This window comes from Novosphingobium gossypii, assembly GCF_050433305.1.
GTDB classification, from domain to species: domain Bacteria; phylum Pseudomonadota; class Alphaproteobacteria; order Sphingomonadales; family Sphingomonadaceae; genus Novosphingobium; species Novosphingobium gossypii.
Window position 1 is genome coordinate 1 of sequence record NZ_JBNPXM010000021.1, and the last position, 13,568, is coordinate 13,568.

The window sequence follows — 13,568 nt, forward strand, 5'->3', positions numbered from 1 at the left end:
TGACCGTTATCCGGGGGCTTCAGACATTTCGTCACCTCCATGCCTGCCCCGGTTGCTTCCGGCTGGAGCATCGCCGGGTGGGCCTCTCACCCACTCTTATGTTCGTTTTCAAGAGCCTTCGGCATGATGATGTCCTTTCCGCCCGAGATGACGAAATCCAATTTGTGAAGCTCATGTGCAGAGTAGGGAGCAGGGCTTTCGACGACGGTTGGCATACTCTTATGCGCGGGTTGGCTACCGCATATCCGTATGTTCGTCTGGGGCTGCCTCTGTCTAGAATCGGGCATAGACTTTTAGTCCGCCACATAGTGGGTACGAGGATTCCCCACCGGGGCCCTGCTCCCAACTTTGCACATCAAGCAGATGATGACGCTGGTTCTTGCTCCTTTCTCGTGACCGTTTACCGATGATGAGCCTTCATGCCTCAGCGGTGGGAGCCACCTCTTGCCCGATTGCCCAGAGGAAGGCGGCCATCTCCCGCGCGATTGCTGTGACCGCGACGGTCTTAAGCTTCCCGGCCTGGATCAGCTTTCGATAACGTGCGCAGAGCCTGATTTGCCCTTTCCATGCGATCTCGCGAACGGAGCGTGGTAGCCCTTCCAACCGTGCCTGGATCGTCTGGCTCACCCGGGCGGGAAAGCGGTAGGTCCATGCGCCTTCGATCAACACGCGGCGAGCCCGCTTGTTGCCGGCCTTGGTGATGCCCCCGCGCTTCACCCGCTCGCCCGTTGAACTCTCGGATGGTACAAGCCCGAGATACGCCATCAACTGCGGCGCTGTTTCGAAGCGTCGTATATCGCCGATTTCCACGACAAAGGTGACGGCGTTGATGAACGCGATACCGCGCATCGCCTGGTAGGCTTCAACCACAGGTGCCATGGACCAGGACGCGGCTATCTCAGCGACCTGCTTGGTCAGCCTATCTTCTCGGACACCCGCATCCTCGATAGCCTGGATATATTCGACGAGCACGATGTGATGGGCGGGATGGGTGAAGTTCTGCGCTGCCAGCCAACGAAAATGCGCCCGTGTCCACGATGTGCGTCCCGGGAAAATCCGGCCATGGCGCAAGAGGAAGGACTGCAACTGCTGGCGAGCCTTCTTCAGCGCGTCATGGGCGCACTCACGAGCGCGGACAAGGTCGCGTACAGCCTCATGTGCTTCGTCCGGAACCCAGACGGCAGTCAACTCGCCGGCGCGATGAAGCCGTGCCAGGCTGACGGCATCGCGCCTATTGGTCTTCACCCGATCACCGGGGCGTTTGGGAATTAGAGAGGGCGCCACGACCTGGCACTCATGCCCCAGCGCGATGATCTGGCGATACAGATCGTACCCCGTCGGGCCAGCCTCATAGCAGAAGTGAAGCTTCGCCCCACGCTTCGCCAACTTGCCCACCATCGATGCGACCGATGTCGGCTCGGCGGAGATATCGCCGAAAAAGCGGACTTCGCCGTTCCGTTCCTTTTCCGCGACTGCAACCGAGATCTTCGCTTTCGATGTATCGAGTCCGATGAAAAGTTCGCTATACTCGTCCATGGTTCGCCCTCGCTTAAGCTTGGGGATAGGCGCCGGTCCGTCCGGCGTAACCCCCGTTTCCTGCTTACTCCGAGGGCGGGCCAACTTCACCGCACGAACATACGGCCTAGAAAGTGCCGCCTTTGCACGGCGCACACCCTTCCCGGACGCTCAGCAGCCAATTCTGCGTTCCCAGCTGCGGACCGGCGGGTTTCCCGATTTGGATGCCCAGGACGGGCCGTTAGGCGAATGTCCGATCCTAAGCCGGGTCGTGGAGATATCTGACGCTCACTCGCTGTCGGCTGCCGGCCAAATATCTCCGATCATCGATGGTGCGCGTACGTCTGGAACTGATCGAAGCAGAGGCATGAGGCTAACGATCTGCAGCCGCCGCATCTCAGGCGAAGGGCCCACTAGCAAAAGCCATGAAAGCTGCTGTTTATAGCCAGATTACGCAGGCATTGGATCGACCAGGCTTCGGACAAGACCGTCAAGCCCATCGACCGGGAAGTATCTGCTCCGCCCATTCCAAGGGCTGACTTGGCAAAAGCCCGGCTGACTTGTAGCTTTCGATCAGCGTGGTGTTCGAGCGGCTCGTTGCAACCATCTGCGCTGCCAGCAACGGCAGCATGGCACTTGCTCATCGTTCTTTTCAATACGGTTCACAGGCCGCCTGTAGATGAAAAGCGGGTTCGCCGTAGCCGGAATAGATCTGCTGCAGGAGCCAGGTGCGCTTGGCGCAAAGTCGCATTTAGCGATCGTCGATCAGCAAAAACGAATAGCAGCATCATGGCGATGTACTCGCGCCTGGAGTGCGTGCTTCGCCTTAAAGGGGGCATTGACCGCGTTGAGGCGGTACGTTGAACGCTTTGAACACTCCATGAGTCGGCCATGAGGGCCTGGTCTTCAGAGGCCGCATGTCCGAAGAGAGGTCCGTTATTAAAGAAGCTTTGTCCTAAAGAGCGAACCCACCAGCCGCGCCTCCAGCAAGCGACCTATGACATAAAGCGCAGCGAAAATCCCGGCGAATATGTAAGCGGCCTTTGGAGAGGATTTTTTGTCACCCGTGCCCTTGTCCTTTCCTGGTTTTACGGGCGCGGGAGCGCCAAGTGCCTTGTCGATCGGGTTCTGGATAAGCAACGCGCTTTCCTTTTCCGCCTTCATCAGCACCTCGGCATTGCTTGCCGGATGGACCGAGGGCTTGTCAAACTTGCCCTTAAAAATGGTGAGCTGTGCAAAGGCCAGAAAAAGCAGCGGCGCAAAAAAGCAGAACATCAAGGCCCGGCTGGTCAGATTGTAATGCAAGACGGGCCCGGCGGCCCCTCGCTCGATCTGAAGAACACCGCCGTCGAATACCGACATCTTGTCTTGCGCCGCAGGATCGACCTTGCGGAAGCTGATACTGTCCCCGGTGCGCTTGTGACTGGTTCCGGTTTGGCGGAACAGCGGCGCCAGCTTCTCGAAAGCTTCGTCGGTCGACTGTTCCGGCGCGAGCGCCAAACTGCCTTTGACGTGCCAGATCCAGTTAAAGAAACGTGGATTCATGAGATCGTTTCTCTGCAAGAGTGCTATGCTGAATCAACTTGTGTGCTACCCGGCCCCGTTATTCGGCAGGGATCGCCGTGGGTTGCCCGAACCGCCCCTTCATGGTCTTCCACCCTTCTGTAAAGGGGAAGGTCATCTGCTCCCTGATGGACATACGACGTCCGCCCTCCATTCCGAGCAGTTCCGCCTCGCCGTCCACACAGGTGCCGAACATACGGTCGATGAAGATGAAGGTGTTGGAGTAATTGCTGCGGCTCGCTTCGAAATCCTGCGAGTGGTGCAGACTGTGGTGCTCGGTTGTGTTGAAAAGATAGCGCCACCAGCGCGGCGAGTTGAAGCGCACGTTGATGTGCTGGTACGTCCCGATCGCCATGCCGAAAGCACCTGCCAGGATCGCGGCGCGCGGCAGGAAGTCGAAGAACCCGCCTACGCCCAGACCGATCAGGAACAGTTCTACCGGATTGCCGACCGCGCCCTTGTTGATGTTCAGCTGGGTGATGTAGTGGTGCACGGAGTGGGTGAGCCAGAGGGGATACCAGTTGTGCATTCCCCGGTGCATCCAGTACTGCCCGAAGTCGAAGATGAACGCGATCAGGAACGCCTGAAGCAGCAGCGGCAGGCCCATGAACCAGCTAACCTTGTCCCAGTCGAGCTGGTGCTGGATGCTCTCTATCATCACGCTGTCGCCGATATAGTCGTCGACAAGGCGCAGCACGGTATAGCCAAGCCCGACGTAGAACAGGTCGGTGGTCAGTTCCTTCCAGGTCAGGCGCCAGCTTTCATGGCGAGGGAACGCCCATTCCATGCAGAGCAGGAGCACCTTGAAGCCGATGCCGATGCCGATGGCGGTCGACGCCTTCGCAATCGAGTTGGGCGCGTAGTACCAGAACGCGATGAGTGCGAACAGGACTGTCGGCTGGAACCAGGTGAAGACGAATTGCTTCAGCGGCCCGCCCTCTACCTTGGGAATGTTCTCCCATCCTACGATGACGGGGGACTGGCCGCCTATGATCCGTTTTCCGACGCGAACCCCTTCCATATGTCTGCCCTCGTATGATTCGACCTGATCGAACTGCGGCTCATCGAACGGCTGGACCTAGGCTGTTCAGCGATCTGAGCTTATGTCGAACATCACGAAAGCGGCAGCATCGCACCAGATGCCAATGCCATATGCAGACCATAGATCGGGTCTATGGTCGCATGGCTTGGCTGGCGGTCCCATAAAAAACAAAGCCTCCCCGCCGGAAGGCAGGAAGGCTTTGTGGCTTAGTCCTACAATACAGGTGTCGGGTTCGGGATGCCGCCCTGCCAGAGCCCGCCGTCAGCGCGCGAGAGCGAACGTCCTTACCGAAGCGCTAGAAGCATCAGCGCGGCGGTTCTCGATGCGGCCCCGGATATCGGCCAGCACGGCTGTGCGGCACTCCTGCGCCTTGCGTTCGAGCGTGAGGTGCAGACTGGCCATGTTTTCCCCACAGACCGAACGGGCGGCTGCATCCATTCGGATGGCAAGGCGCTCCTGCCCTTCCGCAGTGGCGAGGTCGAGACCCTTGAGATCGAGCACGGCTTGATCGCGGGCGAACGGGTTTTCGCCGGTTGCCGATCCAGTAGCAGCCGATGCGGATGTTGCGAAGGCCAGCGAGGCCAGCACCAGAATGCCAATCTTCATCATCTTCTCCAAAGCGGATACAGGATCACGTCTACGGTGATTGTCCTCACCATAGTGCTTCCGAGCAGATAATGCAATATACAGGGCAGTATTACGGCCCTGCGCAGTGGTTCTACCGCTGCGGTATTACTAGATAGGCTAGTTCAGTAATATTCCCTAACATACCGATCGGCAGATCGAATTGATTTTTCCTATCAACTTCCGTGCCCGGATCTTTCGTGGTGACGACAATGCTCCTCGCTCCGGGCAAAGACCATGCGCGTACATCCCGCACTGGCAAAAGCAGCTTCCAGCCTCGTCCACCCACCACGCCAACGGGGTGCCCGTTGACGCGCACGGGTGCATCAGGACCGCTGCGGGTGCCTGACAGCAGCAGACAATCGCCGCCGTCGCACCGCACCAGACGCGCCTGATGGCGAGATTGCGCCTGCGCTGGCTGCCCCAGCGCCGAAGCCGAGACGGCTCCGCAAAAGGCAAAGCCGAACAGCCAGCGAGACAGCCGACGCCAGGCGACCTCGGCGAATATCATCAACCTTTCCGCTGGCCAGAGCCGATCGCACCAGTGCCGCCGCGGACCGCACCGGCCCGCGCTTCCATACCTTCCCGCAGGATGTTGAAAACGGCAAAGGCAAATCCCCGGACAACGCCGATCGGACCTTTTCGCCGTTCAGAGAAATTGGTTCTGAAGATCACCGGTCCGCCTTCATCCTGCCTCTACCCGGCAAGACTGAAGGCAAGCCCCTGATGGCGACAGAGGCGAATTGGCGATGCAGGACATAGATTCAGTTTATGCCCGCCGCCTACCGGTGCGACACGGGCTATATCCGCGGTTGCGCCCGAATCCGCCGGAACACCTCATCCACGAACAGCTGCGTGGCGGTATCGCGCTCCGGCTCGGCCCGTGCGAGAAGGAATATGTCGTAACCCGGTTCGAAATCTTCGTGGAGCAGCGGCCAGAACAGCCCCTTCTCCACATCGGCCTGCACCACTGATGTCGGCAAAAAGCCGATGCCGACTCCGCAAAGGATCAGACGGCGCACCTCGTTCATGTCGTCAGCCAGAGCGGCCACTCGCGTCCCCAGCCGATAGCGTCGGCGCAAGTGGGTGATGATCTCGATCTCGCCCTCGCCCATAAGCACGAAGGCCTCTCCTCTCAGTTCCTTAGGCTGCGTGATGCGGTAGCCGAATAGGGGATGGCTACGACTGCAATAGAGTTGCTGGCGCTCGACGAACAGCGGCTCGTAGACGAGATTGCCACGCACGCTGTTGTCGTACCCGATACCTACTTCCACCTCCCCAGATTCCAGCGCATCCAGCACCTGCCGCCAGGATGAAACCCGGATTTCTATCTGGATATCGGGATTGCGCCGGTGGAAGCTGGCGATCGCCTCGTCGAATTCCTCCGAGACGATGGCAGAGACGATCTGGATGCGAACCACGCCCTCCACGCGCTTGGTCGCCTGCGCGATCTGGTGCGGCATCATGCGGGCGGATTCGAGCATGTCCTCGCAAAGCGCCATCATCGCCTTGCCCGCGGCCGTCATTTCCACGCCGGCCGCCGTACGGTGCAGCAGAGTGGCACCGACATGATCCTCAAGCCGCTTTAGCGCGGCGCTGACGCTGGGCTGCTGCTTGTTGAGCTGCCGCGCCGCTGCGCCGATGCCCCCGGCCCGCACGATATCGACGAACGTGCGCATCAGGTTCCAGTCCACCCGGCTGGCGAACTTCCTGTCTGTCAGCGACGTGCGTTCGCTCATGCCTGTACCTTTATCGTTGGCGCCCTTTTTCATGCCGATAGCATGACATCGAATCAGGCTGATAGAACAGATCGGCTATGAAGGGGCAGCGCCATGTGCAGCCTCGCTTCAACGGCCGGTCTTCAGTTCCGACCGGCTCCACCAGGACAGGGTGTGCTCATCGTGTGCCGACGTCCAGACACCATGGGGCGTCCAGCGCAACGCACCGCTGCCAGCCGCCTTGCCTTTGCGCGCCTGCACCGTCATCGCCACCGGGTTGATCACAGCAAAGACCTGATCGTCGGTGGTCCGCAGCCAGACTTTGCCTGCGCCCGTGTCGATGTCACCCCATTTGAGATTGTCGCCCACCTTGACGCGGCCGACGAGCGCATTGGTGGCAGGGTCGATACGCGCAACCGTACCGTCACCCTGCTCCTGCACCCAGACGCCGCCCTCGCCCGCGACCAGGAAGCCGGGCTCCTTGCCGAGCGGGATCGTTGCGGTGACGGTGTTGGTGGCGGTATCGATGCGCTGAAGCGACTGCCTGGCGGCACTGACCGCCCAGACAGCGTTGAACCCATAGGTCAGATACCATGTCCCGCGATCGACGGGAACCGAGGCGACGACCGCATTCGTTGCCGGATCGATGCGCGCCACCGTTCCCCCGTGGTCGTCCGCGCCGTTGTCGCTGGCCACCCAAATCGCGCCGTCACCGGCCACCACATTGAACTCTCCAGTGGAAGCAAGGCCGGTGGGGACCGTGGCGACCAGCTTCGCCGTCTTCACGTCGATACGTTTGACGGCCTTCTCGTCGCAGTCGGCCACCCACAGGGAACCGCCAAGAATCGCCATCGCGCCGCAGGGGTGCGCCATCACCACTTCTGCAAGCTTGCCCTTGCGCGACCACTGCTCCACCTTGCCGTTGTTGGTGACCCACACAGTCTTTCCATCAACAGCCAGGAAATCCGCGAAGCCCGGCACCTGCAGAACCTCTTCCGCATGCGCACCGCATGGTACGGCCACGGGCATGGCGGCACTGATAGCCAGAAGCAGCCTGACGAACTTGCTCATGGATTTTACCCCCCGAAAAAGCGATGATCAGGCTTTGCCGGCGATATAGGCACGCCAGCCGCCAAGGTGCGTGATGTCCTCGGCTCCGTTCAGGGCGCGCGGCTCTGATACGAAGCCCTTAACCGTCGTTCCGTCTGCCAGCGTCACATTGCCGATCGCCAGCGGGGCGGGAACCTCCACGGTGAAGCTTCCGAACTCGGCGACGCCCAGTTCATAGACCTCGACCTTGATCGCCGCGCCCCCTTCGTCATGCACCAGTGCCGGCTTGGGCGGCACGCTGTCGGCAATGGCGTAGAGCCTGTAACTGGGGGCAGTCTCGAAAGTACCGATGAATTCCGCGTCGCGCGATGTCAGCTGCCAGTGCAGCGGCATGTCCTTCAGGTGCGCTCCAACAACGGCGAGTTTAACGGTCTGCATCTTTCCCTCCAGATCAAGTGGCGGCGGCGCGGGCATGTCCGCAGTCGCAAGGTAGGCGTCGGCTGCGTCCAGCAAGGCGCGGTCAGTGTCGGCCGGGCCGATCAGGGTGATTCCGAAGCCCGTGGCGTTCGCGCGAACACCGGCGGGCACAGCCAATGCGGCCATGTCCAGCAAGTTCACGAAATTGGTGTAGAACCCCAGATTGCTGTTGAGCGCCACCGGCGCTTCCAGTATCTCGGCGACACGATACGTCGTGCCGGTCGTGGGAAAAGCAAGGAAATCGACGTCTTCCCACATGAGATCGGCAAGACGTTTCAGGTCCGCCAAGCGATAGATGCCGCTGAACAGATCGACCGCGCTCATGCCCTTGCCGGGTTCGACCACCGCGCGCACGGTGGGGTCCACCGCGCGCGGATCGGTGGCGAGGATGCTTTCCAGGGCAGCGGTCCGTTCGGCCACCCAGGGGCCGCCGTAAAGCAGTTGCGCGGCCTCAAGCAGCGGCGCGAGGTCGATCTCGACGATTTCGCCGAGCGTGCTCAGGCTGTCCAGCGCCTTGTCGTAGAGGTATTCGGATTCGGCGTCGCCGAAGAACACGCGCTGGGTGCGGCGCGGAACGCCGATGCGCGTCACGGCGCACGGTCGGTCGTTCAAGGCCTTGGAATAGGGGTCGGCCCGGTCGAACCCGGCCACCACCGTATCGACCAGCCTGGCGTCCGCAGTGTCGCCGGTGAATACGGTGATGCAGTCGATGGTGCGGCAGGCGGGCACCAGCCCCCGCGTGGACCAGCGGCCCTTTGTCGGCTTGAAACCGATAAGGTGGTTGAATGCGGCAGGCACCCGGCCCGAGCCCGCCGTATCGGTGCCGAGCGCAAAGGGCGCCAGCCCCGCCGCCACGACGATCGAAGACCCCGAACTGGACCCGCCGCTGACATAGGCAAGGTTCGATGCGTTGCGCGGAATGCCATAAGGGCTGCGTGAGCCGTTGAGGCCGGTGGCGAACTGGTCCAGGTTGGTCTTGCCCACGCAGATCGCGCCCGCTGCCAGCAGGTGCTCGACCACGCCCGCGTCCGCTTCGGGTTGATAGGCGAAGGCGGGGCAGGCTGCGGTCGTCTCGAACCCGGCAACATCGATGTTGTCCTTCACCGCGAACGGTACACCGGCCAATGGCAAGTTCTCGCCCGCCGCCACCCGCGCATCGACGGCACGGGCAGCGGCAAGCAGATCGTCGCGACTGGCCCGGCTGATCCAGATCTGCGGCTGGACGGCGTCGTAGGCTTCGATACGGGACAGCGTGTCCTGTGCGACGGCGACGGCCGTGGTGGTGCCGGAACCGACAGCGGCGGCTATCCGGCTCGCACTCAGGCGGTTCGATACGGTCATGCGCGCCTCCGCAACGCCAGCATGGGCGCACCGGGCTGCAGGGACTGCCCTTCGCGCATGTAAAGCGCCTCCACCGTCCCGCTGCCGGGACTTTCGACCGCGCACTCCATCTTCATCGCCTCGATCACCGCGATCCTGTCTCCCGCCTCCACACGGTCTCCCGGCGCCACCAGCAACCGTGCGACACTGCCGCCGTAAGGGGCCTCCACCAGATCCGATCCTTCCGGCAGGACGATTGCGGTTTCCGCCGGTGCGTCGGCGTCCTCCAGCTGGGCGGCATGGTCGAATTCGCCAAGGCGCTGCCATTCGTCCCGCTCGGCATCGAAAGCCTCTTTTCGCCGCGTTTCGAAACGTGCAATGTCCTGCGCATTATCGGCAAGGAAGGCGCGATAGTCGGCCAGCCGGAATTCCGACGGTTCGATGCGCACGGAGCGGCGTCCGGTCGGGAATTCGCGGCGCCAGTCGGCCAGTTCCTGGGCGCTCACCGGATAGAAGCGGATCTGGTCGAAGAACCGCAGCAGCCACGGCTTGCCTTCGGTGAAAGCATCGGTCTGGCGATACGTGTTCCAGACCTGCAGCGTGCGCCCGAACAGCTGGTAGCCGCCCGGCCCTTCCATCCCGTAGATGCACATGTAGGCGCCGCCAATGCCGACCACGTTGGGCGGTGTCCAGGTCCGCGCGGGGTTGTATTTGGTGGTGACAAGGCGGTGGCGCGGATCGACCGGCGTTGCGACGGGCGCCCCCAGATAGACGTCGCCAAGGCCCATGACGAGGTAGTTGGCCTCGAAGATCAGGTTCTCCACGGCGGCCTGGTCAGGCATCCCGTTGATGCGGCGGATGAACTCTATGTTGTCCGGGCACCATGGCGCATCGTCGCGAACGGTGGCCATGTATTTTTCGATCGTCTCGATCGTGGCGGGATCGCGCCAGCTGAGCGGCAGGTGGACGATGCGGGACGGGACCGTGAAATCCTCAAGATCGCCCAAGCGCTCCTCTGCCGCCATCAGTGCGGCCAGCGCCGCCTGCTGCGTAAGGGCGGCGCCGTCGAAATGCAGCTGGAGCGAACGGATACCCGGCACGATGTCGATCACGCCCGGCAGATCGAGCCGTTCCAGTTCCGTCATCAGCGCGTGGACACGGATGCGCAGTTCTATGTCGAGCACGATCGGCCCGTATTCGACCAGGATGTTGCGGTCGCCCTGCTGGCGATAGACGGTGCGGGGGCGTCCCGGCCCTTCGGCGATTTGCGCCAGGATCGGCGAAAGCGCGTCCACCGTGCGCACCGGGCTCGGTGTCGGCTCTGCGCCGGTCGCCACCAGCGCCCGCTGCGAAGCCTCCGCCGCGATGGCATCCTCGATGGTGACCGGCGCAAAGCGCAGGCGGTCGCCGGGCGTCAGTTGCCCGATCTTCCAGCGGTCTGCCGCGATGACCACGAACGGGCAGACGAAGCCGCCCAGTGAAGGTCCGTCCGGTCCCAGGATGATCGGCATGTCGCCGGTGAAGTCCACTGCGCCGATGGCATAGGGATTGTCGTGGATGTTGGAGGGGTGCAGGCCCGCTTCGCCCCCATCGCTGCGCGCCCAGCGCGGTTTGGGGCCGATCAGGCGCACGCCCGTGCGGTTGGAGTTGTAGTGGACCTTCCATTCGGCGTGAAGGAACGTCTCCACGTCCTCCCCGGTGAAGAAGTCCGGCGCTCCGTGGGGGCCGTAGAGGACGCGAAGGGTCCACTCGGTCCCGATCTCGGGCAGATCCGCACCGGGCAGCGCCACCTCCACGGGATTGTCCGCGAGGTGCAGCGTGTCGCCCGCCAGCAGACGGCGCGCGGCATGGCCACCGAACTGGCCGAGTTCGAACGTGCTGCGGCTGCCAAGATAAGGCGCGATATCGAGCCCCCCGGCGAACAGGATGTAACCCCGCAGGCCCCCCGTGGATGCGCGGCCCAGCGCCAGCGTCTGTCCTGCGGCGACGTCGATCGGGACGCCGCGTGGAACCGACACCCCGTCCAGCGTGGCCCCGAAGTCGGCGCCCGTCAGGCAGATGCGTGCCGATGCCACGAAGGCAAGGGTAGGCCCGGTGACGGTCGCCTCAAGCCCCTCGGTGCCTTCCGGATTGCCGAGCAGCCGGTTGCCGAGACGGAACGACTGGTCGTCCATCGGACCCGAAGGCGGGACGCCCACGCCCCACAGCTTCTGGCGCCCCGGCCAGTCCTGCACGGTCGTGGCGGTGCCGCCGCTCACCACCCGCACGGCGCGCGGGTGATAGGCGATGGCATCCAGCACGCGGGTCGAGACTTCGCCGCTGGTGAAGGCGGGCGAACGGACGACCTCGCGCAGCCAGCGCACATTGGTTTCGATGCCGTCGATCCGACTGCGGTCTATCGCCGCCTGCGCCGCCGCCACGGCTTCCTCGCGGGTCGGCGCGTGGACGATCAGCTTGGCCAGCATCGGATCGTACCAGGCGCTGACCGTGCTGCCGGAGGAGCACCAGGTCTCGACGCGGACATCCTCGGGGAAGTCCACGCAGGTGAGCTGGCCGGATGTCGGGCGGTAATCGAGGGCAGGGTCCTCGGCATAGAGGCGCATCTGCACCGCATGGCCATTGGGCGTGGGCGCCGGACCGTCGAGGAAGCCAAAATCGCCCGCACCGCCGCGCACCATCCATTCGACAAGGTCGATGCCCATGACCTCTTCGGTCACGCCGTGCTCCACCTGAAGACGGGTGTTCATCTCCAGGAAGAAGAACTCCTCCCAGTCGGCGTCGTAAAGGTACTCCACCGTGCCCGCCGAGCGGTAGCGTGCCGCCTCGCCCAGGCGCACGGCCGACGCGATCAGTTCGGCGCGGACATGCTGCGGCAGCAGCGGCGCGGGCGCTTCCTCGACCACCTTCTGGTTGCGCCGCTGGAGCGAGCAGTCACGCTCTCCCAGCGCCATGACGCGGCCCTGCCCATCGCCGAACAGCTGCACCTCGATGTGCCTGGCGCGGCGCACGTAGCGTTCGAGGAAGACGCTGGCATCGCCGAAGTTGCTGAGGCCAAGGCGCGCGACGGTCGCGTAATTCTCGCGCAGGTCCGCTTCGTTTTCGCAGACCTTCATGCCGATGCCGCCGCCCCCGGCAGTCGCCTTGAGGATCACCGGGAAGCCGATGTCGGCAGCCGCGACCACGGCCTCATCCTCGCCGGTCAGCAGGCCCGTGCCCGGCGCCAGCGGCACGTCGTGCGCGGCGGCCAGCGCGCGGGCGCTGTGCTTGAGGCCGAACGTGCGGATGTTGTCGGGCGTCGGGCCGATGAAGACGATCCCGGCTGCCGCGCAAGCTTCCGCGAACTCGACGTTCTCGGCCAGGAAACCGTAGCCGGGATGGATGGCACCGGCGCCGGTCCTCTTCGCGGCATCTAGGATAGCGGCGATGTTGAGGTAGCTTTCGGACGCCTTGGCCGGGCCGATCGGCACGGCCTCGTCCGCTTCGGAAACGTGGTTGGAGCCTTCGTCCGCCTCGGAATAGACGGCCACGGACTTCAGGCCCATGCGGCGCAGCGTGCGGATGATGCGGGTGGCGATCGCGCCCCGGTTGGCGATCAGAACCGTGTCGAAGCTCATGCGGCGACGATCATGCGAACGGGGGTGGGGTTGAAGCCGTTGCAGGGGTTGTTGACCTGCGGGCAGTTGGAGACGACGACAATGACGTCCATGTCCGCCCGCAGGTCAACGGTCAGGCCCGGCGCGGAAATCCCGTCGACGATGCCCAGCGACCCGTCCGGCTCGACCGGTACGTTCATGAAGAAGTTGATGTTGGAGACGATGTCCCGCTTGCCGCGCCCTTCGGTCAGGTTCGCCTCCAGGAAGTTCTCGACGCAGGCATGCTCGGCCTTGGTGTGGTGGCCGTAGCGCAAGGTGTTGGATTCGCAGGAACAAGCGCCGCCGATGGTGTCATGGTAATCGACCGAGGTGGCCGCGATCGTCATCAGCGCATTGCCTTCGTTGGACAGCAGCCGGGTGCCGGCCCGCAGGAACAGGTTGCCCTGCGCCGATACGGTGTCCTGCGCGCTGTAGCGTTCGGCATCGTCGGCCGCCGAATAGAGCAGGAAGTCGACCGCCTGGTTTCCTTCGAGATCGACGATACGCAGCGTCTGCCCGGCCTTGACGTGGTGCAGCCAGGGCGCGCGGGCGGGAACGACGACGTCGTGGACGATCGTGCCGGTGAGGCCGGACAGGTGGGGATCGGTGCTCATGATCGCGTGCCCT

The 13,568-nt window shown here is 63.2% G+C and carries 11 protein-coding genes; all 11 read right to left on the reverse strand.

All coding sequences use genetic code 11. The annotated features are described in order from the left end of the window. Nucleotides 1-417 precede the first annotated feature (417 nt). Entirely contained in the window at nucleotides 418-1,536 is a 1,119-nt protein-coding gene (locus tag GGR40_RS21515) for an IS110 family RNA-guided transposase (protein ID WP_429278313.1), read from the reverse strand. Nucleotides 1,537-2,454: 918 nt separating this feature from the next. Continuing rightward, nucleotides 2,455-3,060 (reverse strand): hypothetical protein, encoded by a 606-nt coding sequence (locus GGR40_RS21520; protein WP_429278314.1) that lies wholly within the window; start codon nucleotides 3,058-3,060, stop codon nucleotides 2,455-2,457. Between the two features lie 58 nt (nucleotides 3,061-3,118). Continuing rightward, on the reverse strand, nucleotides 3,119-4,099 hold the full coding sequence (locus GGR40_RS21525) for a sterol desaturase family protein (protein ID WP_429278315.1): 981 nt from the start codon (nucleotides 4,097-4,099) through the stop codon (nucleotides 3,119-3,121). 282 nt (nucleotides 4,100-4,381) lie between these two features. Beyond that, nucleotides 4,382-4,729 carry a UrcA family protein gene (locus tag GGR40_RS21530; RefSeq protein WP_429278316.1) on the reverse strand — a complete coding sequence of 116 codons (348 nt, stop codon included), beginning with the start codon at nucleotides 4,727-4,729 and terminating at the stop codon, nucleotides 4,382-4,384. Between the two features lie 109 nt (nucleotides 4,730-4,838). Further along, nucleotides 4,839-5,255: a hypothetical protein gene (locus tag GGR40_RS21535; protein WP_429278317.1), complete on the reverse strand. Its 417-nt coding sequence runs from the start codon at nucleotides 5,253-5,255 to the stop codon at nucleotides 4,839-4,841. Then, nucleotides 5,255-5,419 (reverse strand): hypothetical protein, encoded by a 165-nt coding sequence (locus GGR40_RS21540; RefSeq protein ID WP_429278318.1) that lies wholly within the window; start codon nucleotides 5,417-5,419, stop codon nucleotides 5,255-5,257. Before GGR40_RS21540 ends, GGR40_RS21535 begins: the two co-directional genes overlap by 1 nt. A 125-nt stretch (nucleotides 5,420-5,544) precedes the next feature. Next, nucleotides 5,545-6,483 carry a LysR family transcriptional regulator gene (locus tag GGR40_RS21545; protein ID WP_429278319.1) on the reverse strand — a complete coding sequence of 313 codons (939 nt, stop codon included), beginning with the start codon at nucleotides 6,481-6,483 and terminating at the stop codon, nucleotides 5,545-5,547. A 108-nt stretch (nucleotides 6,484-6,591) separates the two neighbouring features. Then, complete coding sequence (locus GGR40_RS21550; protein ID WP_429278320.1) at nucleotides 6,592-7,533, reverse strand: Vgb family protein; 942 nt, start codon at nucleotides 7,531-7,533, stop codon at nucleotides 6,592-6,594. 27 nt (nucleotides 7,534-7,560) lie between these two features. After that, entirely contained in the window at nucleotides 7,561-9,330 is a 1,770-nt protein-coding gene (gene atzF, locus GGR40_RS21555) for an allophanate hydrolase (protein WP_429278321.1), read from the reverse strand. After that, a complete protein-coding gene (uca, locus tag GGR40_RS21560; protein WP_429278322.1) occupies nucleotides 9,327-12,923 on the reverse strand; it encodes an urea carboxylase in 3,597 nt (1,198 codons plus the stop codon). Before uca ends, atzF begins: the two co-directional genes overlap by 4 nt. Further along, on the reverse strand, nucleotides 12,920-13,555 hold the full coding sequence (locus tag GGR40_RS21565) for an urea amidolyase associated protein UAAP2 (RefSeq protein WP_429278323.1): 636 nt from the start codon (nucleotides 13,553-13,555) through the stop codon (nucleotides 12,920-12,922). The genes uca and GGR40_RS21565 overlap by 4 nt, the downstream gene beginning before the upstream one ends. Between the last annotated feature and the right edge of the window lie 13 nt (nucleotides 13,556-13,568).

Bases quoted from the DNA above. Each gene is read 5' to 3' on its own strand.
- GGR40_RS21515 (WP_429278313.1), bottom strand. From the start codon at position 1,536: ATGGACGAGTATAGCGAACTTTTCATCGGACTCGATACATCGAAAGCG.
- GGR40_RS21520 (WP_429278314.1), bottom strand. From the start codon at position 3,060: ATGAATCCACGTTTCTTTAACTGGATCTGGCACGTCAAAGGCAGTTTG.
- GGR40_RS21525 (WP_429278315.1), bottom strand. From the start codon at position 4,099: ATGGAAGGGGTTCGCGTCGGAAAACGGATCATAGGCGGCCAGTCCCCC.
- GGR40_RS21530 (WP_429278316.1), bottom strand. From the start codon at position 4,729: ATGATGAAGATTGGCATTCTGGTGCTGGCCTCGCTGGCCTTCGCAACA.
- GGR40_RS21535 (WP_429278317.1), bottom strand. From the start codon at position 5,255: ATGATATTCGCCGAGGTCGCCTGGCGTCGGCTGTCTCGCTGGCTGTTC.
- GGR40_RS21545 (WP_429278319.1), bottom strand. From the start codon at position 6,483: ATGAGCGAACGCACGTCGCTGACAGACAGGAAGTTCGCCAGCCGGGTG.
- GGR40_RS21550 (WP_429278320.1), bottom strand. From the start codon at position 7,533: ATGAGCAAGTTCGTCAGGCTGCTTCTGGCTATCAGTGCCGCCATGCCC.
- atzF (WP_429278321.1), bottom strand. From the start codon at position 9,330: ATGACCGTATCGAACCGCCTGAGTGCGAGCCGGATAGCCGCCGCTGTC.
- uca (WP_429278322.1), bottom strand. From the start codon at position 12,923: ATGAGCTTCGACACGGTTCTGATCGCCAACCGGGGCGCGATCGCCACC.
- GGR40_RS21565 (WP_429278323.1), bottom strand. From the start codon at position 13,555: ATGAGCACCGATCCCCACCTGTCCGGCCTCACCGGCACGATCGTCCAC.